Source organism: Collinsella aerofaciens (assembly GCF_039836695.1).
GTDB classification, from domain to species: Bacteria; Actinomycetota; Coriobacteriia; order Coriobacteriales; family Coriobacteriaceae; genus Collinsella; species Collinsella aerofaciens_BD.
The window spans coordinates 26,231-50,716 of sequence record NZ_JBDPAC010000007.1 but is presented as its reverse complement, the minus strand read 5'-3'; the positions used below and the strand labels follow the sequence as shown (position 1 = coordinate 50,716).

The 24,486-nt window shown below is 58.8% G+C and carries 17 protein-coding genes; 1 reads left to right on the top strand and 16 read right to left on the bottom strand.

Features of this window, described 5'->3' with window-relative positions:
* Positions 1–64 precede the first annotated feature (64 nt).
* The 7 genes from ABG996_RS04945 to ABG996_RS04915 all read right to left on the bottom strand — a co-directional run bounded on the left by ABG996_RS04945 (position 65) and on the right by ABG996_RS04915 (position 10,364).
* Positions 65–5,686: a DEAD/DEAH box helicase family protein gene (locus tag ABG996_RS04945; RefSeq protein ID WP_347478762.1), complete on the bottom strand. Its 5,622-nt coding sequence runs from the start codon at positions 5,684–5,686 to the stop codon at positions 65–67.
* A 107-nt stretch (positions 5,687–5,793) separates the two neighbouring features.
* Positions 5,794–6,108: a hypothetical protein gene (locus ABG996_RS04940; protein ID WP_347478761.1), complete on the bottom strand. Its 315-nt coding sequence runs from the start codon at positions 6,106–6,108 to the stop codon at positions 5,794–5,796.
* 227 nt (positions 6,109–6,335) lie between these two features.
* Positions 6,336–7,097 (bottom strand): hypothetical protein, encoded by a 762-nt coding sequence (locus ABG996_RS04935; protein WP_347478759.1) that lies wholly within the window; start codon positions 7,095–7,097, stop codon positions 6,336–6,338.
* 110 nt (positions 7,098–7,207) lie between these two features.
* Positions 7,208–7,963 carry a hypothetical protein gene (locus ABG996_RS04930; RefSeq protein ID WP_347483950.1) on the bottom strand — a complete coding sequence of 252 codons (756 nt, stop codon included), beginning with the start codon at positions 7,961–7,963 and terminating at the stop codon, positions 7,208–7,210.
* Positions 7,964–8,042: 79 nt separating this feature from the next.
* Positions 8,043–8,300, bottom strand: coding sequence for a helix-turn-helix transcriptional regulator (locus tag ABG996_RS04925; RefSeq protein ID WP_347478756.1), 258 nt, complete (start codon positions 8,298–8,300; stop codon positions 8,043–8,045).
* Positions 8,301–8,377: 77 nt separating this feature from the next.
* Entirely contained in the window at positions 8,378–8,893 is a 516-nt protein-coding gene (locus tag ABG996_RS04920) for a hypothetical protein (protein WP_347478754.1), read from the bottom strand.
* A 25-nt stretch (positions 8,894–8,918) separates the two neighbouring features.
* Positions 8,919–10,364 carry a phage tail tip lysozyme gene (locus tag ABG996_RS04915; protein WP_347478752.1) on the bottom strand — a complete coding sequence of 482 codons (1,446 nt, stop codon included), beginning with the start codon at positions 10,362–10,364 and terminating at the stop codon, positions 8,919–8,921.
* A 28-nt stretch (positions 10,365–10,392) separates the two neighbouring features.
* Here ABG996_RS04915 and ABG996_RS04910 point away from each other — a divergent pair, with 28 nt between their 5' ends.
* A complete protein-coding gene (locus ABG996_RS04910) occupies positions 10,393–10,752 on the top strand; it encodes a hypothetical protein (protein ID WP_347478750.1) in 360 nt (119 codons plus the stop codon).
* Here the strand turns inward: ABG996_RS04910 and ABG996_RS04905 are convergent.
* The 9 genes from ABG996_RS04905 to ABG996_RS04865 all read right to left on the bottom strand — a co-directional run bounded on the left by ABG996_RS04905 (position 10,749) and on the right by ABG996_RS04865 (position 23,289).
* Complete coding sequence (locus ABG996_RS04905; protein WP_347478748.1) at positions 10,749–14,390, bottom strand: VirB4-like conjugal transfer ATPase, CD1110 family; 3,642 nt, start codon at positions 14,388–14,390, stop codon at positions 10,749–10,751. The two genes, ABG996_RS04910 and ABG996_RS04905, sit on opposite strands and share 4 nt — an antisense overlap.
* Positions 14,387–14,857 (bottom strand): PrgI family mobile element protein, encoded by a 471-nt coding sequence (locus ABG996_RS04900; protein WP_195233357.1) that lies wholly within the window; start codon positions 14,855–14,857, stop codon positions 14,387–14,389. The genes ABG996_RS04905 and ABG996_RS04900 overlap by 4 nt, the downstream gene beginning before the upstream one ends.
* A 13-nt stretch (positions 14,858–14,870) precedes the next feature.
* On the bottom strand, positions 14,871–16,475 hold the full coding sequence (locus tag ABG996_RS04895) for a VirB6/TrbL-like conjugal transfer protein, CD1112 family (protein WP_347478747.1): 1,605 nt from the start codon (positions 16,473–16,475) through the stop codon (positions 14,871–14,873).
* Positions 16,475–16,693, bottom strand: a complete 219-nt coding sequence (locus ABG996_RS04890) for a hypothetical protein (RefSeq protein WP_195233353.1) — start codon at positions 16,691–16,693, stop codon at positions 16,475–16,477. Before ABG996_RS04890 ends, ABG996_RS04895 begins: the two co-directional genes overlap by 1 nt.
* 47 nt (positions 16,694–16,740) lie before the next feature.
* Positions 16,741–18,711, bottom strand: coding sequence for a VirD4-like conjugal transfer protein, CD1115 family (locus tag ABG996_RS04885; protein ID WP_347478745.1), 1,971 nt, complete (start codon positions 18,709–18,711; stop codon positions 16,741–16,743).
* A 3-nt stretch (positions 18,712–18,714) separates the two neighbouring features.
* Entirely contained in the window at positions 18,715–19,779 is a 1,065-nt protein-coding gene (locus ABG996_RS04880; RefSeq protein ID WP_347478744.1) for a hypothetical protein, read from the bottom strand.
* Positions 19,780–20,171: 392 nt separating this feature from the next.
* On the bottom strand, positions 20,172–20,381 hold the full coding sequence (locus ABG996_RS04875; RefSeq protein ID WP_347478743.1) for a 3'-5' exonuclease family protein: 210 nt from the start codon (positions 20,379–20,381) through the stop codon (positions 20,172–20,174).
* A 12-nt stretch (positions 20,382–20,393) separates the two neighbouring features.
* Entirely contained in the window at positions 20,394–21,278 is an 885-nt protein-coding gene (locus tag ABG996_RS04870) for a hypothetical protein (protein WP_347478742.1), read from the bottom strand.
* A gap of 97 nt (positions 21,279–21,375) precedes the next feature.
* On the bottom strand, positions 21,376–23,289 hold the full coding sequence (locus ABG996_RS04865; protein WP_347478740.1) for a magnesium chelatase domain-containing protein: 1,914 nt from the start codon (positions 23,287–23,289) through the stop codon (positions 21,376–21,378).
* Between the last annotated feature and the right edge of the window lie 1,197 nt (positions 23,290–24,486).

Below are 24,486 nucleotides of genomic sequence, written 5' to 3'. Positions count from 1 at the left end.
GCTTTCTTATCTCAAATGGTCCTTGAGGCAGCCATTTCCTCTGGGGGCTAAGAGGGCCTGGTAATTAAATACCGTGCCCGCCTCCGCGGGAATGGCCGTCCTCGTCATTACCTTCATCGAAATTGGAAGTTTCCGTAAATGCAGAACCGTCCTCATCCTGGGCACTGTCTTCGTTCGACTCGGCGCGGCCCTTTTCCAGCTCCTTCTGTTCCAGCTCGGCAAGCTCGGCCTTCAGGTTCGCGAGATTCTCCTCTCCATCCCAGGGCTCAGCAGCAATCTTCCTGGCATCCTCGAGCTGTTTGTCGGCGCGCTCCATTAAGGTCCTTGCCTGGTCTAGACCGCTCGCCTCCTTCTCAATAATGCCGTCCATCTGCTGTAGCACGGTGTGGGAACCGGATATGGCCGATGGCAGCATATGCCTCGACCAGTGAGCCTCTGTCTCGCCTTTCACCCTCAGGCCGATGAAGGGGTCATAGCGGAAGGTACCGCCCCGTTCCTGAAGTGTCTGCTCCTTCTTCACGACGACTTCCAGCCCACGGAACTCTCCAATGGCCCTGATGGGACCGATAGGGCAGTCGTGGGCCGCCGTCTGAATCATCTCGATTGCGTTCGCGCGATCTTGAGCCGACACACCGTTGACCGAAACCCTTACGATATCCGACCCCTTCTCGAGCTCCCTTTGCCTGTTCGCGCGGTCGAGGGCATCGTGGTCGCGCTCAAGAAGCTCAAATATCCGGCGATTGACCCTAGCAGATGGCTCATAGCGAGATTCGATTTGATGGCGCATATTCGCCACCGTCTCGGCATGAGACTGTCTGAGCATGGACTGCGACATGATCTCGCTTCTCAGTTCCTGGATCCTCTTGACATCGGGGTTGCCGGACGCCACGGCGGCGAGGTCGGAATATGAGATTCGCGTCTCATCGATATCGTCCATGCTGCGCACGGACGGCTTATTCGAGAAGACCTGCCCGATAAAGCGCTGCTTATGCTCGACGGTGGAATAGAGGAAGGAGTCGAAGGTTCCCTGGGCGACATACTTGTAATCCTTCACCAGATCAAACAGGTTCCCCTGACGCTTGACTCTTCCCAAGCGCTGCTCAAAGTCTGAGGGCCTCCAAGGGCAGTCCAGGTTATGGATGGCTGCGAGCCTCGTCTGGACGTTTGTGCCCGTTCCCAACTTAGAGGTCGAGCCCATGAGCACGCGCACCTCGCCCGCGCGCACCTTCTCGAAGAGCGTCTCCTTCTTCACCGGATCGTCGCCGACATCGCTGACGCACGCAATCTGCTCGGAGGGGATCCCCGCCTCGATAAGGCGCCTTCTCATATCATCTTGGATATTCCAATTACCTGATGCCGGGGTCGAACGGTCACAGAAGACGAGCTGCGCACCGCGCATGTCAGCCGTCTCGTTCCATATCTTTAATACCTCCCGCGCGCAAGCATCGCATTTGCCGCCTTCCAATGGCTCCAGCTCTGGATGCAACAGTTTTGGATCGAGGGCGACCTTCATGCCGTCGCCCGTGATTGCCAGCAGGTTGTCGTTGTCGTCGGCGTTTCCGGCACGGACGCGCTCGCCGCGGATACCGAGCTTCTTAACCTCCTCGACCTGTTCGGGTGTGGCCGGAACGGTGACATGGATTTCCTCGCAATCGGGCACCTTGAGGTTTACATCCTCCTGCGTGACGATATCCGCAAAGGATCGATAGGCGCTCATGAGCTCGGGAAGGTTATGAAACTTCGTGAAGCGCTGTTTCAGCTGGAAGCCGTTGCCCTCCGGTTTAATCTCCATCGAGTCCTCAATCGTCCCGAACGTGAACGCCCAGGCCGGAAACGACGATAGGCCCTGCCGCTCGAGAAGCTCAGGAGCAAGGTAGCGCTGCATGTTGTACAGCTCTCCCATCGTATTGGTGACAGGCGTGCCCGTAGCGAACACGATATTGCGTCCACGGCCGATCTCTCGAAGATAGCTGCACTTATCGAGCAGGCTCTCGCTGCGGTTGGACTTTGAGGAGGCCATTCCCGCGATGTCGAGGCCGTGGGTTTGAAGATTCTTATAGCCATGCGCCTCGTCCACGAAAAGGAAGTCGAAGCCGATCTCCTCGAATGAAAGCCCCTCGGTCTTCGGGGTCGAATGGAGACTCGCGAGCTTATCATCGATTTTCTTGGCCTCTTCCTCGAGCCTTTTAACCGAGAAACTTCCACCGTTCGCCTGTGCATCCATCTTAGCCTGCAGGAATTCTTCCTTTCGGCGTTTGAGATAGATCTCCTTCCGCTCCTGGGAAAGGTCGAGCATATCGAAGCGCGAACCGGATACGATCACGGCGTCCCAGTCTCCTGCCGCCGCACGTCCGAAAAACTCTCTAACGGAGTCTGCGGAATCCGACTCCGTTTTCCCCATATAGAGGACCCTTGCCCCGGGATAGAGGTAGGCGAAATCAGATGCCCACTGCTCGGTAAGATGCTTAGGCACTACAACGAGCGGCTTGTTGGCCCGCCCGAGGCGCCGAGCCTCCATGCACATTGCGATTCCCGTATAGGTCTTACCGGCGCCGACAACATGGGCCACGAGCGTGCCCTCATCAGCTTGTCCGGCACGTGCCACAGCTGCGCGCTGGTGTGGCCTCATCTCAACGTCGGGATTCATGCCGGGGAATGTGAGATATGAGCCGTCATACGTCCTGGGGGCCAGGCGGTTATATCTGTCGTTGTAGATTCCGCAAAGGACATTCGCCCGATCCGGATCAGTCCACACCCACTTCTCGAAAGCCGATGAGACAATGCGTCTCCTGTCCCATGCGGCCTTGGTCGCCTGAGGGTCGGGGACCTTCTTGCCGGTGAATGGGTCCTCCCTGTTCAGCTTCGTCTCGCTGCCGTTGAGAACGGCCGAGACGACCTTGAGGGGAGTGTAGGTGTTGACGCCAAACCTGGCCAGCACCTCGAGAGAAAGGTCTGTCACATTTCCCGTCAGTCTCCATTTGCCGGTATGGGGCTCATGGGCGACCTCGAATTTCCTCCGCTTTGACGCAGGCATCTCGCCATCGGTAATCTCGAACGTCTCCTCGATGAAATCCATGACGATAGAGGGCGGAATCCAAGGGGAGCCGAGGGTAGCCGCAATCTCCCCAGGGCCCAACTCGCGTGGAAGCACGGCCTTCAGCTTCATTTCGCACGAGTGCAGTGTAGCGAGCCTCTCGGCATCCGACTCGGTTAGGCCGAAGCCTGCCATATGCTGTTCACGCCTTGCCCTGTAATCGGCAAGGTCCTCAGGGCTGAAAAGCTCCTCGTGCGGAATGGGCTGCTCGACGTCACCCACCCAATCGACATGGGTGATTTCTGTGGCAGCATCCTCACCCGCCTGACGATAACCGAGTGAGACTAGGAATTCGGCCGGAACGGGATCCGCCTTCATAGCGGCTGCGAGGGCTCCCGAAAGAGGCTCCTCTCCCGACTCCCGAGAAATAGAGACCCCGTACACCGTCGCAAGGTTTACGATTGGTTTAGGAGTCTGATAGACACAGTCGGCGTCGGCCCGTCGAAGCGCGGCGGCAAGGACATCGGTACCCACGCGGGGCTCTCTGGACAGGCGCCAGAGAACTTCCTCGGTATTCATTCCATCGGTTGCAAATTCACGATTATTGGCTCGATATCCGACAGATCGCGCGACAAGCGTTGCGATGAGCGGGTTCGAGATGACAGTGCGGCCGTCCCTACGCTCGGTTGAGACGGATACCCCCTCATCAAGTTCGCTCAGGGCGGCGATAAGCGCCTCGCCCGTCCATGTACCGAATTCCCGGTCGCGCCAGCTGTCCGGCAACCTATCGACATGTGCAGATGCGATAACGGCACGGTTGGCAGTCAGAGGATGGACGCAGGTGTCCCATAGGCCGCTCTTCACGAGAACGGCGACGGTCCTAGCCACCCCCTCGCTCGTCTCGGGAGTCCGAGCAGGAGGAATCGATACAGATTCAAGCCAGGAGCCTTCTCCGGCGTTAAAGCGCTCAGTTTCAATATTCTTCTGTAGCGCATGGATGGCATCAAGCTTCTTGCCGATATCGCCGGAAAGGTATGCCTCTGCGCTTTCGATTTTCGATGTGATCGGGTCGCGGACAATGAGGTCGCCGAGCCTTTCCTCGGCCTCGTCGGCGTCGCAGCCCAGAAGGCCTCCGATGAGCGCGAGATCCACTCCTCCCGTACGGTCATACGAGACTGCGAGGGCATCAGCCGGGGTCTCGGAGCGGTCGGGGAGGGGTGCCTGGGGGCGAACCGTGCGCTTCGATAGGATATCGGCCTTGCGGACGAAGTTCTTCTTGGTGTCCAGAACCTCCAGGCTGAACAGGTTGATCGCGAGCGAGCAGTCATGATAGCCCTTTTTGATTAGGATTCTGCGGTTTTTCGGTTCGTTCAGGCGGCCGTAGTGCTCGGCAAAGCGATCGTAACGGTCGTTAAGAGACTTGATTCCGGCATCGACTGCGGCGTCGGTCGATTCGGGATCGCGCTGGAGGGCGATAAGTGCCCGTGCGGCATCCCTGAGCTCGATCATAGCGCGGGCGCGGTCCTCGGCACCTCGTCCCGCGGGGTGAAAGCGCTCCACGGTATCGCCGTTGCCATACCAGATCGAGCCGCCGTCGCCCAAAGTGAACTCATAGAGTGCCGGGTCGGTGGGGATTTGGACGACCTCGGGGGCTGCGGACCTACCCGGCACACCCTCAAATGTATGGGCAGTAGTGCTGATCGCCTGATCTGCCAGAGCCTTCCTGGCACCATCGGCGATCCCTGCGGCGTCAAGTCCGCTGGTCAGCGAATACCCGGGGCCGTATGCGGTCATCACGGAGCCCTGGTCTCCCACGGCGATTGATGGATTGCCTGCAAGTTCCGAATTTACGCGGAAGCCGTCCGCGTTCATCGCTGTGTGAACCCAGGCTGGAGCGTTGTCGCGCGAAATCTCCCGCGGCTCGGCAAGCTTCCTCAGGATAACGAGGTCGCACAGCGCGCTCGTTCCGGCCTGGCTCTCAAAAGTCTCCTTGGGGAGTCGGACCATGCCGATAAGGTCGCACTCGCGCGCAAGGTTCTCGCGAGTCGTCTCGCGGGCCTTGTCCATGGTGTAGCGGCTCGTCAGCACGGCGACGATGCCGCCCGGGCGCACGGCGGCCACCGACCTTCTGATCATATAGTCATGGAGCGGGACTCCATCGATTTTGATTGCATCCGAATAGGGTACGTTGCCGATAGCGGCATCAAATGAACCATCGGGGATCTCGCATTTAGCGATATCCGCCGCGACGATCGTGTGGTCTGGACACAGCACGCGCGCGAGCCCTGCGCTCACGGGGTCGATCTCCACGCCAGTGACGTGTACATCCATGCCCTCTGGAACACAGCGCATGAAGTTGCCCGTACCGCAGCCCGGCTCCAGGATCTCAGCCGTGCCCTCATCGCAGATACCGGCGCCCCTCAGCGTCTCCCAGATTAGCTCCACGACGGGACGCGGGGTGTAGAAGGCCGTGAGGACCGTGGCACGCTGCTCTGCGAACTCATCCTCACTCAGCAGCTCTTTCAACTCTTGAGATACGGCAACCCAGCCGCCGGTCGGATTCTGAGCAAAGGCGTTCGCGGCGCCACCCCAACCGGAGTAGGCCGAAATCGCACGCTTCTCCTCAGGAATTGCCTCTCGTCCCTCGTCCATGGCCGCCTTGAGGGCGCGTAGCGCAGCTACGTTGAGCTTCGCACGCTCCAGGGGCGTATGGCCGGCCTGGGCATCCGGGTTCAGGTATTCGTTGTTGTAGGTGGTGGCTAGAGCGTGAGCACCGTCTCGTTGAGGGCGATCTCCTCGGCCATCTTGTGGGCGCTTTCGGCCTTGCGGATGTAGTCGTCGTACCGGCACTGGGCCATCGTGAGCTGCGCGAACTCCGGTGTCGCCCCGCAACTCTCCATGCAGCTGTCCTGGAGTTCCGCCAGCCTCGTGAGGTAGTTGCGCTCCACCGCCTTGAGATACTCCTCGGTCTCGCCGGCCGCGTCCATCCTGGCCAGCTCTTCCGGAGCGTTCTGCTCCATGAAGGAATAGCGGAGACCCATCACGCCCTTGTACGGGTTCTTCAGCACCGACATGTGCCTCCTCCTCGGAATCGTCCTTGCGGGTGGCCTCATCGCCACCCGTTTGGCTTACATAAGATTCCAGTTGCGCCCCGAAGTCAAGAGCCAACCTCTGTTGGGTCTCCTCTTTTTCTGCCGGCTTCTCAGCCGGTTCCTCATACATCGTCGGGTCATCCATGGCGAAAAGGGAGATCTGCCCCTCTGCCGCGACGAATCGCTTCGACGTTCTCCTTGCCATGGCGCTACGCCCCCTTCCGTGCGTTATGGGATGTCCCGCGCGCTCCGGCATCGAAGGAGGCCAGCATGCTCTTCAGGCGTTTCGTCGTCATGTTTGCCGACTGCCCGCGCTCTGACGGACCGTTCTGCGCGGCTCGCGTTCTCGGCCGGCACTCGAAGCCAGCCTTTTTAAGGGCCCGGTCGATTCTGTCCGTGGCTCCCCTCACTTGGGCGCACACACGCTCGATTCGGGCGAGAAGCATTTCGGTGTCCTCCATCGGCACGGGGACATCCATGCCGTCATCGACCCCGTAACGGCGAAGCGTCACGTGCGTGGCCATCGGGTCCATGCCCTCGAGGTCAACGTCTTTTGATGCCTCCGAGACCGCGTCGAGTCCGACCGTATCACCCTCGATCACCCTGATGGGCGCTGCCCCAGGCCATGAGGTGAGGCCCTCGAAAGCGGAGGCGGGGTAGACCGTCTCGGGTGCGAGCTCGCAATCGAGAGTCAGCTCATCCCCGACTCGCCTGGCGATAGGGACGAGGATGTCGAACCCAATCGGATGCTCTTTGATTCTGCCGCCCAGCTTATCGGCACGGGATCTACTGAGGACGGTCGAGGTATCTGCCTCTGGATGGTCCAGTTTGAAGGCCGCAAGGGCGAGGATTCCCCTCGGGCCCATCTCGGGATGCTCGGACATGGAGTCGAGAATTGCGTCCCAACCATGTGGATGTCCCAACACGGCCGCAAGCATCTCGACAGGCGCTTTGGTGTGCCTCTGCTGCATTGTTTCCTCCCCGTCTCAGTCAACTCCCATTGATGATGGGGGAGTGGAACCACAACATCCGATGCGGGAACAAGTGTTCACGGCGAATAGGAGGTCTCAAATCTATAGACTCATAATGATTCAAAATAAATCGCGGCGCCGTACGGCGCGCCTATGCCTCGAGTCTCATAGAAGGATGCGTTTCGGAGATCGGAAAAGTAATAGGTCCCCGATGTTTTTATGCCATCCGAATCGACAGGCGCGCACCCGCTCCCCATTACTGCATGATTGTCACGAGGATTACATCCAGAGCTCCACGCACGCCCAGCTTCGGCAATAATCTCGTCCTTACAGTAGCTACCGTTATGAAAGAACGCGAAATGAGGAGCGGTGCCCCCAAACTCCTCGCCCAATTCAATTACGCCGACATTTTTACATTTGGCAGCGTCATCGTCCGTGCCAAGGACAATCCAATTCGACGGAATTAGCGCATAGGCGCCACCGCTAAGCTCGATACGCCTAAGCTCATCCGGTACGCCGTCCTGCTCATAGTATGAGGAGAAATGTTCGTGAAGGCGTTTTAACTGACTTCGTGTGGCCTCCAAATCGCTCCACATCATTTCCCGCGATCCGTCCTGCGGAAGAAGCTTCATCTCCTTTTCAATTACCCTGATCTGCTCCGTACAGGCCACATCGACCGTCTTAGCAACTCTTGGTTGGAGCCCCATAGCGATATTGGCGATGTAGTCTATGGCCTCGCCAGGTGTCCGGAGAGAGTCAGGGGTTGCCTGCATCAACCCATCTAAGGCGGCCTTGGTATCCACCTCAATCGTAGTGCCGATTTTGACCTTATTCATCTTGGCGCCATGTTGCGGCAATCTTGCCATAGCTCATCCATTCTCAATCTATGTTTTCGTTGATTTGGCATCCGACGATAGGTGGAGTTACAACCGGAAGGCCGATTCTTTAGTCCGGCACCTTATCGGCGCCCTCATCCGTAGTTTTGGGAGCCGAGGCAATCTCCGCGAGCCTCGTGAGCCCAGAGGCGATCTCCACCGCGTCCGCACCCAGCAGCCAATCGGCGGGCACACCGAACGTCCTCGAGAGGGCCTTGAGAGAGACAGCGGAGGGCAGCCTGACGCCCGTTAACCAAAGGCCAATCGAGCGCGTCGATTGACCGATCATGTCCGCAAGCTCATCCTGACCGATACCCGTCATCCTCATGAGGGCGGCCAGGCGCCTGCGAAAAAGCAGCAGGGACGGTTCGGTTGTGTACGGTCCGGGCGCGTTCTTCATCTCGATCAGTACGTCCCGACGTTGAAGCCCTCGCCCTTGGTGTAATCAACTGTCAGGGGGATCTCCGTCTCGTTGGGGAAATAAGCTCGGATGATCCAGTAGGGGATATCTGAGCCATCGGGGCCCATTCCCGTGTTGACGCCGCTCGACTCGATAAGGGTCTTCTCGGGAGCGCCGTATTCAGAGGTCAGGGAGGTGAGGTACCTTGCGACCACGTCCTGGAAGCCAGCCTGGGTCATCTCCTCGGGGAGGTTGTCGGGGACGGCAACGATCGACGGATCGACCTGAATCGTATCGCCCTGCCCATCCGCGGCGCCTTCCGATTCGTCATCCGTGCCAAAGCCATCGGTATCGACCGCACCGTCGGAGGCAGCCGGGGATTCCACTGCCGAGTTGTCATCTGTCCTGCCTGCGGGCGGAAAGAGCGCGAACGCGACGTTGATTGCGATGCAGACAATGATGATGCCCACGCAGGCGAGGATAATCCCCTTCGAATCCAGCTTCTTTCCCTTTTTGTACATGGTGATCTTCCCTTTCCATTGTCCGTTATTTGAGTTCGACCCCGCCTATCCAACCCCAGTAGACGCCTGAGCCTTTACCGTAGAAGGCAATGAACTCATCGAGCGTCTTGGTGGTAATCGCACCCTCGTTGCTCATGACCTTGCCGTCACCGACATAGATGCCGACATGGCCATAGAGAAGGCCCGGGCTGCCGGTGCCGGGATGGCTCGCATCGCCGACGATCATGCCGACCTTGAGGTCCGCAGGATTGTTGCTGTGGCACCATGCCTTGACCATGTCGCAAGCGTTTCCACCGAAGGTGCCGACACCCGCCGCCTTGAATACGTTTGTCACCCACGCGGCACACCAGTTCTGGCCAGGCGAGGGCGTTGATTTGCAGGCGTTGACGACGGCGAGTTGGCTTCCCGTGGCACCCGCGAGCCCCTGTCCCGAGCCGCCGAGGGTACCGGATGTGATTGCGTTGTAGAAGTACTGCGCGTTGGTGTATCGCGATTCCCAGCCTGAGGGCTTGCCTCCCACCATGGCGCAGCGTTCCCACCCCATGGCGTAGTTTTTCGTAGCGGCCTCGAGATCGGTTGAGTCCATGAAGGTTTGATAGGTGTATTTACCGTCGGCACTGGAAAATGTGCCCCACTCATCGTGGTCCGACCAGAACTCGAGCTGGACGTCGAGGTCGTACCAGTTCTTGCCCTTCTCCTTGGCGAATTGGGCCAGGCGAAGGCGGCGCCCTCCGTCCCATTGGCCTATACCGGTCGCCTTGTTATAGACAGAACCCCTCGCAATGATCTCGTCGTTTGTCTTCGGGCTCTTTCCGTCCAGCCAATAGGCATACGAACCCATTGCCTGGTCCGCCATCGGGTAAATCTTATGATTTGAAGATCCAGCAGACTCGTGACTGTAGTTGCCCATGATGGCGGCCGCGTGGATGTCGTCACAACCGTGGTCCTTGAGGTATAGGTAGATGGTGAGCTCGTCGCCGTCCAGGCTGCCGCCGTTGCTTGCGCCTCCCGCCTGCTGACCGAACTGCACGAGCCCAAACGACGAGGCGAGAATCGCACCCATGAGCAGAAGGCCGCCGAGGGAGAGCAGTGAGGCGAACAGGGCGATCCTGTTCTTCCATTCCCTGAGGGAGAGAAGTTGCTTTCTGCCCTTACGGCCCTTGAATAGCTTTCGGGAGAGCTTGCCACCGACGGCGCGCCCCGCCTTCTTCCCAAGGGAGGCCTGCTTGAGGGCGGCCTTCCTCTTCCTGCGCAAAACCATCTTGCGATGGTCCTTGAGCTTTTTGACGGCGGCCGGATCCTTCTTGAATGAGCCCGGACGGCGCTTCATAAGGATGTCGAGCTCGACAGCATTAGCGCGCTTGAGCGTCTTGGATGCGCTACCGGTAACCGGGGCGACGGGGACCGTTGCCACCTTTTTCGCGAGCGACGAGGATGCCAGGAGCTGGGCCGAGGGCGTTGCGCCCGACACAGCGGCCCCGCGTCGGGAAGACGAGGCCATGACGGAGGGGGAGAAACCCGATCCCTCCGATGTTTCTGTGGCGGGCGCATCGGCTTCGGATGCCCCTGCCATGGATGATTTCGCGACCGACGCGAAGGTGCCGCCGTATGAGACGGCGCCCGCGGCGGCGGATGCCGCACGCGAGCGCGTCGATTTCTGGGCGCTGAGACGAGAGAAGTCCGAGGAGCCGGTGCGCGACCTGTTCGGGCGCGGTGAGGACCCTTCCCATGCGGAAGTGCGCCGCGACTCGTCTTCGAGCACGGCGGGCACGGTGCCCGTACGCCGGCTGACGGCGGTACGGGCATCCGCATGGGCAAGGTTTGAGCTATATCTCGTCGAGCGCGGTTTCATCTACTAACCTACGAAACCGGAACCATCGGCATATTCGTTGAGGCCCTCGGGGCTGATCTCGTCGGGGCTGGCGAACATGCCGCCAACGTCCTCACCGCTGTCATTTTGGTATTTCAGCAGAGTGGACATAGCATCGGAGACCGATGCGCTGCCAAAACGCTGGTCTGCTGACTTCTGGGGGGCGACAGCCGCCTGGGAGGTAGCCTGGGCGCGATGACGCTGCGCGGCGCGCTGATTCAAAAACATGCCATTCGGCTGTGTAAAGCTGGTCGCGGGGTCCTGCTGAACAGGGGAGGAAGGCGCCGGCTGCTGAGGGGCCTGCGCCTGGGTGCGCGGACGAGGCGCTGAATCCCTCTGCTGCTGACGGGTGCCGTTTGACCAGGAGCTCGGCTGTGCATTGAGATCTTCGGCGGGCTGAGCCTGCTCGGGAGCGGAAGCGGGCTGGGGCTTCACCTCGGCATCGAGACCGTTAGCGCGCTCCGACATGGCAACGAGCGCAGACAGCGTGTAGCCCACCTCGGAGCCGGAGAGGGCGACCGTGCCGTTCGAGAAGGCGATATCACCGGAGGGCTCGCTTCCAAGCGTGACCCCGACAGACGAAAGAGCCAGCGCGAAATCGTCGAAATGGGTGTCGCTCTCGCGGGTGAAGACCTGATCGATTGCATTCAGGACGAGGTCCTTGAGCTCAGATTCGGCCTGCGCGCGCAGCTCCTCCTCGGTCGGGAGTCGACGGGTGTTGAAGCGCGAGAAGTCCGCGCCCTCCTGGAAGTCACGAATATCCATATCTTCCATCCTTTCCTTGTTGGCGGTAACTGTGTCTCGGTTGCCGCCTCCGTTAAAACCGAATTGCTCGCTCGCCGGCCGCACATTGGGTCGAGGGCGCGCCGGGGGAGCCATATGAGCGGGCGATGGTACGTTGCGGCCGATCTCCTCACGCATTGATCGCGGGGTCGATGACGGAGTGTCTTCCGGTTCGTCGAGTGCGGCGACGTCTGGGTTTGCCGCCGCCTTCACGGCACGGCGCTTGATATCGGCGGGACGGGTCGTGCAGATGTCGTAGAGAGTCGGGCAGATCTTCGAGTCAATCTGGAAGTCGAAGTGCACCACGCGGTTCTTGAACACATAGAGACCCTCGCCGGGATGTGCGGTAGCCAAAACCTTCGTCTGGCTCTCGGAGAGGTTGAACAGCTCTTGGAAGTCAGGGAGGAGGTCGCTCGTCTGCTGCAGAATCGTCACGAAGGGCGAGTTCTGGAACATGTAGCGCGTCTCCTCGCTGTTGAGGACGCGCGAGAGGTTTTGGGTGATCGCGTTGATGTAGAAGTCCCACTTTCCGCCACGGGTGAAGAAGCGGTCGATCTGGCTGCGGGCGTAGGGGCTGTCGAGCAGGAGCTGGAACTCGTCGATGATAAGCCAGGTTCGCCTGCCGGCACGGCGGTTCGCCGATACGCGGACCCAGATGTGGTCGAGGATGATGAGCAGCGCCAGCGGCTTGAGCTCGCTGGACAGCTCGTGCAAATCGAAGCACACTAGGTTCGACTGGAGGTTCACGTTCGTAGGATGGTTGAACAGCGACAGCGTGCCCGTGACGTAACGGCGAATGAGCTTGGCCAAATCGCGGGCGTCGCGCATATCGGAGCCCTGCTCGGACATCAGGAAGTCGTAGATATCCTGGAGCGTCGGCAGGTTCTCGGGTCGCGGGTCGTCAAGATACCGGTTGTATGCGTATGCGGCGGCGGCATCGAGGACGTTTGCCTGGGCATCGTTGACGCTGCTGGCCATCATACGAACGAGCGACTGGATGAAGGACACCTTCGCGGGCACGGGGGAGGACTTCGTCTCCGGATCGTCCGAGCCGTAGGCAAGGGAGATGTCGAGCGGATTGATGAAGTCGCCCGAGTTCTCGGCGATGCGGATGACCTGGCCGCCCAGATACTCGGTGGGCGTGACATACTCGCCCTCCGGGTCGATCGTGATCACGTCGTCGTCCGGATGCTTCAGGTGCACAGGTATGATGCGCGTGATCTTGGAATTGAACGACTTGCCGGATCGGGGCTGTGCCAGCGTGAAACTGTTCGTGTGCTCATGGGACACGGGGTCGTAGACGATAAACGATCGGGTCTCGGCGTTGAGACCCATGATGTTGCCGCCCGGGTCGTTCATCTCGGCGGCGACGAACATCAGCATATGGGACAGGGGGTCCGTGGTCAGCGTTCGCTCGTAGGGGATGTAGGGGGCGCCGATCGGCAGGGCGGTCGAGAAGGACTCCTCGCGAAGCGCGCGCCATGAATCGGGATAGGGCTTCCTGTGCGTGGAGAACACCTTCTCAACCTCGCGGCAGGCCTCCTCGAGCTCGGTCTCCGTGCGCCCCTGGACGGTCACGACCGTCGTGACGCCGAAGGCGTGCATCTCCGCGCTCTCGAGGTCGTCTCGGAACGCCTCGGCGTCCTCCTGGGCCTCGCGCATCGCGGGCGGCATGTTGTTCTGGTCGACGAAGTAGCCGACCTCGGGACGGCTCGTGTTGAACTGGTAGGTGTTATTCTCCTCGGTGATCTCGTGCAGGTGGTTCTCGGCGGCCGAGATCGCGGCAGAGAACTCCCAGGGACGGATGTGCCACGCGACGGTGAGGTCGTAGGGCAGTCCCGTCAGGTCCGAGATAAAGGAGTCCTTCATGGTCTTGCCGTAACCGTCGAGGGTTACGTCGTAGGTCTTAACCCAGCGACGGCCGACGATCATGCGGGGGTCGCCGCGGTAGCCGTCTGCGGTGAGGACAGAGGAGGGCGCCACGAGCTCGCGGGTCGTGAGGCCGACGGTCCCGGACAGTCGCTCGAAGTTCGCCGTGCCCGGAGTGTCGTCCTGGCGCGTCATGGTCTGAATGATGTCGAGGCGCTGCTGGCCGTCGAGGACATGCGCATCGGAACCGAGGTCGCGCATGAAGCGAAGGAAGGAATCCGCCTCCTGGGACAGCCGGGGCACCGCACGCTCCAGCGTGTCAGCGGACACGGCAATCGTGATAATGCGGTCGCGGCGCACCGAGCGGGAGGACTTGGCGAGCATGGAGCGGGTCCATGCATTGTACTCGCGGCGCAGGACGTTACCGCGCTCATCGCCGGGAACCTCACGGAAGAGCAGGTCGGATGCGAACTCCTCCGGGCTCACGCGCTTGTTCATGATGAAAATGCCGAGACGTACCGTGTGGTCGAGCGAATCAAGGTATCCCGCCCACGCCTCGCGCACGAGATACTGGTCCTCGGGTCGCGCTCCCTGGTAGTTGACGTCATCGACACGAAGGGCGATGGAGTAGGTCTCGCTGTCGATGCGCATGACGCCGTCAACCGTGAGCAGCTCGTAGGGGACGAGTTTCGTGGTCGACCACTTAGGCTGGACGAGCTTCACATCGGTCGAGAGCGCAGTGTTTACACCGAGCTCGGCCTGTTCCTCGTCTATCGCCCAGGAAGAGCCGAGGGGGATGGATGGCACGTCGGTGCCGTAATTCGCGACATACTTGTCACGTTTCTTCTTCAGTTTTTTCAGGCGTTTGTCCATCTGGCGCACGCCCTTCTGCCAACCGGCCTCGAGGGCGCTCGCGCGGCGCTCCTCGGCCTCGGCAATCTCTCGGTCGAGATCGTCAATAGTCAGTTTGCTCATCTAGGGTTTCTCCCATCGTTTCTCACGGAGGCCTCAGCCATCGCCTGGGCGATTCCCGCCGGCACGGCCTCCTGCTCAAACTTCCTCGCCTTCCTTGCTGCCTTTTCGCGGCGTTTCTGCTCGCGCACCTCTGCCTTCGTCTTCTTCGGAACGGCCACCTCGAAAGTCGGGACAGCGAGCGTGAGCTGATCGGGCTCCGTCCTGTCCTTCAGCATGAGCGGCAGCCATTTCTCCGATTTCAGGCCGTGGTGCGAATGGAGGCCGATGACGCCGATGGCAACGCACACCGGGATCGCCATGTAGGTGACAATATCGAGGCTCCAGCCCCATGCGTAGACGCCGTATATTCCGACGGTCACGACGGCAACGGCGGCAAGTGCCGCTATGGCCGAGCGCTTGGAAAAACGACCAAAGATGTTTCTCGCGACATAGTTGTTGATATCGTCGCGCACGAATGTCTCTGCCATTTCACTACCTTTCCTAGGCGAGGCCGAACAGACTGTTGGCAACGACCTTTGACTTGTTCACGATTTCAGTAATGCAAAGGACGGAGCACATCGACGGGATGAGCGCGGCCGCGGCGCCCCCGAAACCATTCAGGGTGCTTGTATCAGACGTGATAGGGGCTATGAGTTCGGTTGCGACCGTATTGATAAGTGGGATCATGCCAATCGCGATGACAATCATCACCGCCTGGAAACAGACCGCGGCGAAACGCTTGAGATAGCCGACGCCCATGGGTCTTGATTTGTCGTCAGCAAAGAACGCTAGGCAAAGGGGGCTTGCGGCGGACCTTAAATATATTTCGCCGACACGCACGAAGATTGTTGTCAGCACGGTGAATAGGCAGGCGACGCAGGCGACAAGGGAAACGATGGCAAGGATGAGAAGAATAAACGAGGTACCGGCCTGTGCGTAAGTCAGGGCGTCGAATGAGCTGGTTACCTGTTCCTTTATTCCAATGGAGTTGGTCGTGTCGATTCCCATGGATGCAAGCGTGTTGTTTACGACCCCGACAAGGTGTTGGGCGAGAACGTATACGGCCGCACAGATGTCCATCGCATGAACGATGAGGGTGTAGCTCACTGCGAACATCATGACGACGAATGCGAGGCTTGCCATGATGTCGACGCCTGCCATCTTGCGACGGACATCCAGCTGGTGCATGAGGGCGACACCGAACGTCAGGCCGAGAAACGCCATGGCATAGGGCTGGAAAGCGCCTTTCGATAGCTTTGATGCCATGGTGTAGAACTGGCCGAAAGGACCATTGGTAAAGTCGGATGTGAATGCAGTGCTCGCCGTAGAGGACACTAGCGAAATGCACCATTCGGCAAGGCTCGTGGCGCTTTCCGCAAGCCCACGGCAGAAGGTCCATGCCAGGTTTTCGGCAGCATATTTAAAGAACTTAAAATCTAGGGCAAACTCTGGCGGATTATCCTTGATTAGCTGATTCTCCATGTCGTCCGGGTCCTTTGCGGCCGAATCTTTGTCTGTATTCGGTTTTCCGCCTGTTCCAGAGGATTCCTGTCCGGTTGACGTAGCTTTTGCTATCTCCCATCCATCAGGGGCCCAACTTGGCGCTAGGCTCTTGAGATATTTACTGTCGCTCAAACTTCCATCAAGTTTTTTAGTTTTTGCAGCTTTTGAACTTACAGTTTTACCGTTCTTATCGACATAAACCGGACCGTAAAGATTTGCTCCTCCGTTTCCGAGTTTCACCTCATATCTAATTTCGTGAGCGGTGATTCCGTCATGTTTAAAGTCTATGAACTTGTCATTTTCAATATCCGACCAACGGATAACAACGTAGCGCTTAGAGTCTGTTGTCTGAACGCCTGAAATATCCAGCGAGTCTCTCACGGACCACTGGCCCTTTTGAGCGGCATAGGCAATCGACGCAATGGCACAAGCCACAACAAGCATCAAGACGCTGACGGCTGCAAAGCGCAAGGCGCGATCGCCAAACGAAGTCGGCCTTTCATCATATTCAATTTCGTCATACGGGTCTGTTGGCCCGGGCGACGCAGCACCACCGATAGGGGAGCCGGCCGCGAAGGCGAGCAGCCTCTCTCGGATCTCCATTATCCTAGGATGCCGTTGAACAGCTGGGAGATGATGTGGGAGAAGCCGCAGCCGGCGATAAAGACGCCAGCGAGAACCTGCCACCACTCGGTACCGTGGCCGGGGCGCCCCTTAGTCTTCTCCTCGAGCAGATTGTAGACACCCCACAAGGCAAACAGAGAGCCGCCAGCGATCATGACGTTCTCGAATTTGGTAACGAGATCAGCAAGCTGTTCCATTGAAGATTTCCTTCCCTTAAGGATAGTTGATACCTATTCACGCGCCCTTAGGCGTCGATGACGATGGTTTTGGGGCTGGTGCGGTCTATGAGCACGACACCCTCCGGTGTTGGCACTGAGGAGTTGTCCGCGTGCCGCCTCGCGCGCGCCCACTCAAGCATGTCGGTCTTGCCGGCGCTGAGATATTCCTTGCGCCTGGGGTGAATCTCGGGATCGGCCTTGAGGTCGCGAAACCACATGCCCTGCTTGTAATGGGTCACGCACTCGTCAGGGGACAGACCGTCCTCCTCGTTGAAGCTGTAGAGCTCCTCGGGGCTCATGAGCGGAACCTTGACGTATCTCGTGCTCTCCTGGATGGATTTACCGCTCGCGGAGTTCGAGACAGAGTAATCCGTGAACTTCTTCGTGGTGTTGCCCATCTCGCGCGATATCTGCTCACAGTCGGAAAAGAGGGAGGAACCCATATACATAAAAATGGCCGAGTTTGCTCGGATGGATTCCGACTGCTTGCCATATCTAGCCTCGAGCTGTTTGCCGTCCTGCACGATCGCACAGAGGTTGATCCAGAACTTACGGCTCTCGGCGAAAAGCTTCTCAAGGTCGGGGATCTTGCCTATCTGTGCGAGTTCGTCGAGATAGCAGTAGAGGGGAATCTCAAGATGGCCGATTCCATTCGTTGACCCGACATCCTTAGAGATGTCGAACAACTGGTTCAGGGCCATCGCGGCGACGAAGTCATAGGGGCCGCCGCCGGACTTGATGCAGAAGAAGATTGCGCGCTTGCGCTTGTCGATAGACTGGAGGTCGAGCTCGTCACGGCCCAGCATCTTGCGAATCGCGGGGTTGTTGAGCCTTTGCAGGCGGGCGGCACACGAGGACACGACCGCCGCCATCTGCTCGGGAGCGCCGGCGTTTGCCTTGAAGGTGCGGTAGTTGGTGAGGACCGAGTTCTCAGGGAGAGACTCGTCATCCAGCGCGTCCTCGCCGTACGTATCGATGATGTACTGCGCGAACCCATCGAAGCCGTCGCGCTCCCGGGTGCCCTCGAAAACGAGGTCGAGTTTGTTGATGCCCTCGGCGCCATCGGCCTTGGCCATCGCGAGGTAGTCGATGATGCCGGGAAGGGTGCAGTCGGCGGTATTGCCGTTGGCCTTGAACCAGAAGACGAACATGCCGCAAACGCAGGTGTAGAAGTTCTTCTCCATATCGATGAAGAACTGCTGGTCCCCGTGCGTGTCCTCGCCCTTGGTGTTCGAGATAAACATATTGACCAGTGAGTTGATGGACGTGACGTCGCGGCAGTTGATAAGCGGGTTGTAGGGGGTTGAGGCAAGGATATGCTCCTCGTCGCGCAGGTCGATGACCTGCACGTCATAGCCGTTCTTCTCCAAAAAGGCGGCAGATGCACGGAACAGCTCGCCCGAGGGGTCGGTAAAGACCATGTTGCCGTTCATCTGCATGATCTGATTGGTCACGAAACGGTAGGACTTGCCGGCGCCCGATCCGGCCATGATGAACATGTTTCGGTTTGGCACCTGGCTCTCGCGCCTGATCGGGTCCTTCTTGTCGTTGACGATGGATGTGCCGGCAACCTTGCTGTTGAGCGAGAGGATGATATTGTCGTCCTCGACCGTCTCGCACCATTCGGGAACCGGCCATTCGGCCGTCGCCTTGTTGTGCGAGTACAGCAGACGCTCCTGGGCGGTCGAGAAACGCTGGGATCCATATTGCTTTGCAGGCGAGATGTCCTCTCCGGGCGCCTCATGTTTAAGGAGAACGGCAAGGGCGATTACGAGGGCCGCGACGACCGAGGCCAGCAGCGGGACCCCGCCGAAGTAGACACCGAGGGGCCGACGGGATGCCGCCCACGCGACGAACGCCACGACGTCATCAGACGTCTCGATACCGCTTGTTCCGAGCATGACCTTCTGGACCGTGAGGTTCACGATCCAGAAGGCGGCAGATCCCAGCATGACGGCTCCGACGGCCTTCGTTATGTCTATCTTTGGCAGCTTCATCGGCTACCTCTTGACCCGCTTGTTGAGGGTTCGGGAGTGCGTGGCCGGACGGTTCTGATTTCCGATTTGGTGACGGTTGGCCTTGCGGTCGGCTGCGTCGCGCATATTGACGGCGCGGATGACCTCATGCGAGCCCATCTGTTTGGTTCGTCCCTGGCGCTGCTGGAGTCTGACTGACCCCTCAAAGGCCTCGCGGTCCTTCAGTGTCTCGATTTGGGTGTGGCACCGGACGATGGCATCGGCACGGTCCTCCCGAAGCACGCCCTTGTCATCGCCCTCGCAGATTTGGTTCCCGATTTTTGCCGTGCGCCCGTCGGGATCGGTAATCCTGAAGGCTCCGGCCATGGAAACGGCGGCGGTGTAGACGGTACCGTCCCAACCGGTGAACTTACGCTTGTACATACCGTCGTTCTGGTCGAGCTTCCACGACTCCCCCAGATATTCGATATTCTCCGGTGCAGGCGGGAGCCCCACCGGGGGAAGGCCCACGGCGGGTAGCCCGATTGCCGGAAGGGCGGGGTACTCTTTTGGTTGCGAAGGCGACTGGATATCGTTTGGATTGGCGGGCGTCTGGACGCCACTCTCGGCTGGGCCCCTCATCGCGTTGTCCACGTCGGCATTCGAGATCAGCTTCCTCTCGATTGCCGTCTCGATGCAGGCGGCGAGAGCCTCCTGGTCCTTCATCTTGTATTCGATTGCGAAATAGCCGGTCGCCGGGTCTTCAAAAACGGCGAACCCGATGCGGTGCTTTCGACAGATATCGGAAAGGAGCGATAGGTCACCACGGTCAAGCGCGCCCTCCTTGCCAAGGTTCACGAGCTTGATGACGTCGTTGCGGTCGCGCCTGAGCGTGTGCTCGGTAACGAGACCATAGCGGCCGAGCCCATTCACATGGCTGATCGCGTGGTTCGCGCCGCGACCAGCGATTCTGCCGGTACCCCCAGCAACCTTGCCGGTACCACGCGCGAGCGCTCTCATCGTGATGATGAGGACTTCGCGCGCCGGCGGCAGAACAGCCTGGCCGAGCATCAGCAGAACACGCATGGCCTCTTCATTCTCCCCGGGCATTACTACTACCTCCCTCCGGCGACGTGTAGTTGGGGCCGCACATAAAGCGGCCCAAACTACAGTTTTCGCCATATAGGCCACCCGTGCCGACCGGTTTGGTGCCACAAGGTGACAATTTCTCTAATTTGCTATGTCTGTGTACACAGGGGCGCTTGACATGCGTGCCTGGTTGCTTCTGGCCCTCGGTAACTGCAGTCGTGTGTCGATATAGGCGCCTTGTAACCAAGGCATCGGCGAGCGCATCGTGCGGAGCGCCCTCGAAGCTATAACCCATGGCATCTGCCGCAGAGGCGAGCCTCCATCTGGTATGGGACTCCGAGAACGGGCCGTGCACGCGCCCTAATTCCTCCATCGCATCGACAATTTCCACAGTCTGCGGAATGACGATGCCCTCATGCTCGAGGAATCCAAGGTCGAATCCGACATTCATGCTGCGGCTTGACGCGCAAATGAACCGACGAAGGAGACTCCCGATGCTCGATGTCGAGAACCATAGCCAGTGTCAAGATCTCATCGCCCTCAAAGGGGTCGAGCCCCGTCGTCTCGGTGTCGATCGTCATGCACTCGATGGGAGAGTCGAAAGGCACCAAGGTAATACTCATCTTGCCGCCTCCCTATGCCTGTCCGTAATGGAAATAGCCGGTGCGATTGGGAACCGTGGTATGGAGTGCGCCCTCGGCACCGCCGCCCAACTTCCTGCTGATCTGCGCGATGAGTTTTTTTGTCCCAGGCATCTCGTGGGCGCGTTCGGTCTTGATGTCGTCCTTTTCGACATAGCCCCCGTCGACAGACTCGTCCCACTCGTCCTGCGTCGATTCGGTGTAGTAAACGGGTGCATCGGGGTCGTTTTCGATGGCCTGGGAGACAAGCGTATCGATGTGTTCGGTATTCCCCCTCACGGCAGCATGGACAACGTCATCGGTGAGCGCACCGCCGTTCGCAATGTACTCATAGAGGCTTTGGTCGGCGGGATCGGGAATCACGCGCCCGAACTGCTCGTCCGTCACATAACCCTCGTCGCCGATCCTGAATTGGCCATAGGGCCCCGCCGGCCACGGCACCGCGATACGCGAGAGCTCCGTGTCCGCCATGACATAGAATTTCATGACGGCGAGCTTCTCATCTCGAGAGATATAGTCCTGAACGGCGATGGGGGCCTTCGAGTTGATATGGGTTCGATCTGACGGCGAGAGCGAAAGACCTCGCTCGATCTCATATTCGGCCTGAGCAGTGGAGGCCGTGAACAGGGCCTGCGCGAGCAGCCAGGACTTCTGACCCGCATATGTGTTGCGAGCGATACCGTCAAGAGCGACCTCAGCCACAGCCGAGAGAAGGTTGGGCTCTGCCATAATCGCGCCGAGCGCGGCGACAGCCGGCCACTTAAGGTATCCCTCGCATTGCTGCGGGTCCATGATCATTTCGCGCGCAGCATCGAAAACACGGTCGAGGTCGAGCAGGCCCAGCCCCGCTGCCACCGCCGACCTATCCAGGTTGTCCATACGGCTCTCCCTTCGGTCATAGTTCCGTTGGTTGTATCGTCCGCCCTTGGGCCTGTCGATGAGAGCCGCTGAACAACTGTTCCTAGATTTTGATTCGTTAATGTTTAAGCGATTGAGCGTAGGGGAGGGTCACGTCGCGCTCCATCGACACGACTCCGTCGGGCGATGCCGTGCTTTTGGTCGCAAGTCGAAGCGAGTCAATGATCTTTTTCGTGCTGGGACTGCAATCGACTCTATGGGGGGCCACGCTCAGCTCTTCATACTGATCAAGGATCGCGTCCACCTTCCGCGACTCGTCGAAGGTCTGGCCGCGGTAGAGCTTATAGTCGTGTCCACCGATGATGACGAGGCCGTCGGACATGAGAGCAATGTCTTTCGCTTCAATCGCAGGCACAATGGCGAAATTTACACCTGCGGCGATGGCAATATCCTTGTATTCATTGGGAATGACCATCTCGCGAAATTCGGACAGATCCCTCATCGAAAGAAACGCATTTAGGTTAACTTCAACGGCGTCATATCCACCCCGTCCGGCACCATCGATAATGGAGCCGAACACCTCTGAATCCATGAGTATGCCGGGCAAGGGGTCTGCACTAGACCTCTTCATATAGACAGTGCGATCTCCTTGGGCGGGCCCGTCGAGGTTAACGGTCACGTCGGACCAAAGTTCACCAAACGAGTCGGACCCTTCGGTCACATCGAAGGCTTGGATGCATAATGTATCGTTCTCCTCGTAGAATTGCTTCACGAGCTCAACGGTCTTCGGCTCGCCATCAACCGAATAATTGACCTTGATGCCGCCCTTGGTGGTTGCATCCACATAGAGGCTGCTGTCCTCGATGCGCTTTTTGAGGTTCTCTCTATAGGCGACCAGCGATCCTGGGAGCGCCTGGATATGAGAAAGGCCTCTTTCCAATTGGTCAATATCGACAACGACCGGCTGTTCGATTTTAGGGAATGGGCTCAGCTGAAACGCTTTCATCGCATAGTCGCTTCTGTCTTCCCTAGCCGTCATAACGAGGGCGGCGTCGCTTGGAAACAGCGTAGTACCGTCAACCCTAACGATCCTGACGGTGTCTCGCCTTGTCGCCGACGCCACAGACTGAAGAACATGGGACGATGCCTGGTCGATATTTCCGAGAACGATGGCGCCACCGCTTGCGGCAGAGATGACACCCGGCCTGATGGGGCGCCCGCCGCCGATAATACCTGCGATGCTTGCCGTCCCGATATCGGAGACAACGGCAACGTTACCCTTCGCACCGACACCGGCAAGGTCTCTCATGAGCGTCGCCTCATCGCTTTCGCCGACGCGGAAGAACGCGCGAAGCGCCTCTCCCGCACGATCCGGGCTATCCGTCTCAATTAAGATGGGAATTCGCGTCGCAAGGGCCTCGGCCACAGCGGAGACTGCAGCAGGCGGGTAAACCGGACTCAATTGATTTGGTTCAGCCGGCATAGGCCTGCCGATAAGATTCTCAGGATTACCCAAGGAATAAGATGAGATCGAGTCCAGGGTTTGAAGGCTCGGGTTAGAAGGCCTCAATCCGCGCGGAGTTGCCGCGGAAACGACTCCCTGGAGATTCAGCTCATGGCAGAGATCCTCAACTGCAATGGCGCCCCGACACGACGTCACGTTACCGCCGAAGTCCAGCGATCCAAAATACAGCTTATCCTTGATATACGTAGGATCGACCTGCCCCGAGGCGCTCAGGATACCAAGCGCTATGGGCAGCGCGAGGGAGCCTGCGTCTCGAATTCGACCTGAGAAGGCCTTGCTATAGCCGGGCGAGGGCATGACGTCGATAGAACCACTGTCTCGAGGCAAGGTGTATCCCTGCGCCTTGAGTGCACACCTGACAATGCCCCGCAACTCCACGGCGGCGTTATCCTGAATGCCTAGAATGTGAATGCCGGGAATTCCCGGTTTGAATTCAATCGCGATATCAATGGGTACTGCCGAGGCGCCTTCCACAATGGCGCCATGGACAACTGTACGATTGGTCATAACTCGCTCCAATCCTCAATGATAATGAAACAAGTTTGACGGCAGGCATTAACCATTGCGTCTAGCTGAACAACTGTTCCGGGACCTCACTGGCTCGCCGCCGATTGAAAGAGACGGTCCATAGCATATTCACAATGTTTATACTGGGATAATTGTTTATGCATTGAGCTGTGGTGGATAGCGGTGGATAGCCAGAAGAAACCAGTGGATTCTAGAAGGAATAACCAATAGTAAAGCGGTTCCCCTGAACAACTGTATTTCATGGAAACCGCTGGTAGATAGTGGTGGGCCCTCCGGGATTCGAACCCAGAACCCAGGGATTATGAGCATGGGCCGAAACCCATCGAGAGCATTATGACATCGATGTCAGCTCAAGGGTCAATTGGCACCAGCTGCCAAGTGTGCGCGCGGCATCCTCACCAGGTTATCGGAATTCAACGCTGATGCCGCGACGCTCAAACTCATATGCCATCGCGTGAGCGCCGGCTTGACCGAAAAAATTCTGGTTGCAGCCAACCTCGTCACACATAGCCCTGTCACGATGGTGAGTGATTGGGGGCAACCACAGGCTCGACCCTCAGCGCATAGATCTGACGGATAACCAAGGCGCAAGCATAGGAAGACCTGTTGACCTTGAATATCAACGGCGTTTCTCGGATACCAAAGAAGGAGTTTGTCAAAATGTATCAATTTGCCATTTCGAGTAAAACGAGATTACAGTGTTTATTGTTATCCGCTGCTATCCACACTTTGATTTACGTTTCTGCACTTGAATTTGGTTTAGAAGATGGACTCATAATCCCTGGGTTCTGGGTTCGAATCCCGGAGGGCCCACCAGGTTTTTCAACAGGTCAGGCAATATGTCTGGCCTGTTTTCTTTTTCATGGCAGTAGTTTCCACTTGCAAATAGCCTGCTTGCTCACTTCCGGGCGCCCTCGGTCGGCTGCCTGCGATGCCCCCGCCATGAAACCGGCCTATCTACTACGTTTAAGCCCGACCCCTCGACCATACCCCGTTTTCCCGAAAACCGCAGGCCGTCTACCTGCGGTTTTATTTTTGCCCGAGACGCCATGGTCGGGGGATGCCGGCCAAACGTAGTAGATGGGCCGGTTTCGTGGCGGGAGGCCCCGGGGGCGGCCGGGGTGGAGCCTGATGGGAGGGCGGCGGCAGCGCCGCCCTCCCGCGGGGCGCGCCCCG

Bases quoted from the DNA above. Each gene is read 5' to 3' on its own strand.
- ABG996_RS04945 (WP_347478762.1), bottom strand. From the start codon at position 5,686: ATGGACGAGGGACGAGAGGCAATTCCTGAGGAGAAGCGTGCGATTTCG.
- ABG996_RS04940 (WP_347478761.1), bottom strand. From the start codon at position 6,108: ATGTCGGTGCTGAAGAACCCGTACAAGGGCGTGATGGGTCTCCGCTAT.
- ABG996_RS04935 (WP_347478759.1), bottom strand. From the start codon at position 7,097: ATGCAGCAGAGGCACACCAAAGCGCCTGTCGAGATGCTTGCGGCCGTG.
- ABG996_RS04930 (WP_347483950.1), bottom strand. From the start codon at position 7,963: ATGGCAAGATTGCCGCAACATGGCGCCAAGATGAATAAGGTCAAAATC.
- ABG996_RS04925 (WP_347478756.1), bottom strand. From the start codon at position 8,300: ATGAGGATGACGGGTATCGGTCAGGATGAGCTTGCGGACATGATCGGT.
- ABG996_RS04920 (WP_347478754.1), bottom strand. From the start codon at position 8,893: ATGTACAAAAAGGGAAAGAAGCTGGATTCGAAGGGGATTATCCTCGCC.
- ABG996_RS04910 (WP_347478750.1), top strand. From the start codon at position 10,393: ATGACGGAGGGGGAGAAACCCGATCCCTCCGATGTTTCTGTGGCGGGC.
- ABG996_RS04905 (WP_347478748.1), bottom strand. From the start codon at position 14,390: ATGAGCAAACTGACTATTGACGATCTCGACCGAGAGATTGCCGAGGCC.
- ABG996_RS04900 (WP_195233357.1), bottom strand. From the start codon at position 14,857: ATGGCAGAGACATTCGTGCGCGACGATATCAACAACTATGTCGCGAGA.
- ABG996_RS04895 (WP_347478747.1), bottom strand. From the start codon at position 16,475: ATGGAGATCCGAGAGAGGCTGCTCGCCTTCGCGGCCGGCTCCCCTATC.
- ABG996_RS04890 (WP_195233353.1), bottom strand. From the start codon at position 16,693: ATGGAACAGCTTGCTGATCTCGTTACCAAATTCGAGAACGTCATGATC.
- ABG996_RS04885 (WP_347478745.1), bottom strand. From the start codon at position 18,711: ATGAAGCTGCCAAAGATAGACATAACGAAGGCCGTCGGAGCCGTCATG.
- ABG996_RS04880 (WP_347478744.1), bottom strand. From the start codon at position 19,779: ATGCCCGGGGAGAATGAAGAGGCCATGCGTGTTCTGCTGATGCTCGGC.
- ABG996_RS04875 (WP_347478743.1), bottom strand. From the start codon at position 20,381: ATGAGTATTACCTTGGTGCCTTTCGACTCTCCCATCGAGTGCATGACG.
- ABG996_RS04870 (WP_347478742.1), bottom strand. From the start codon at position 21,278: ATGGACAACCTGGATAGGTCGGCGGTGGCAGCGGGGCTGGGCCTGCTC.
- ABG996_RS04865 (WP_347478740.1), bottom strand. From the start codon at position 23,289: ATGACCAATCGTACAGTTGTCCATGGCGCCATTGTGGAAGGCGCCTCG.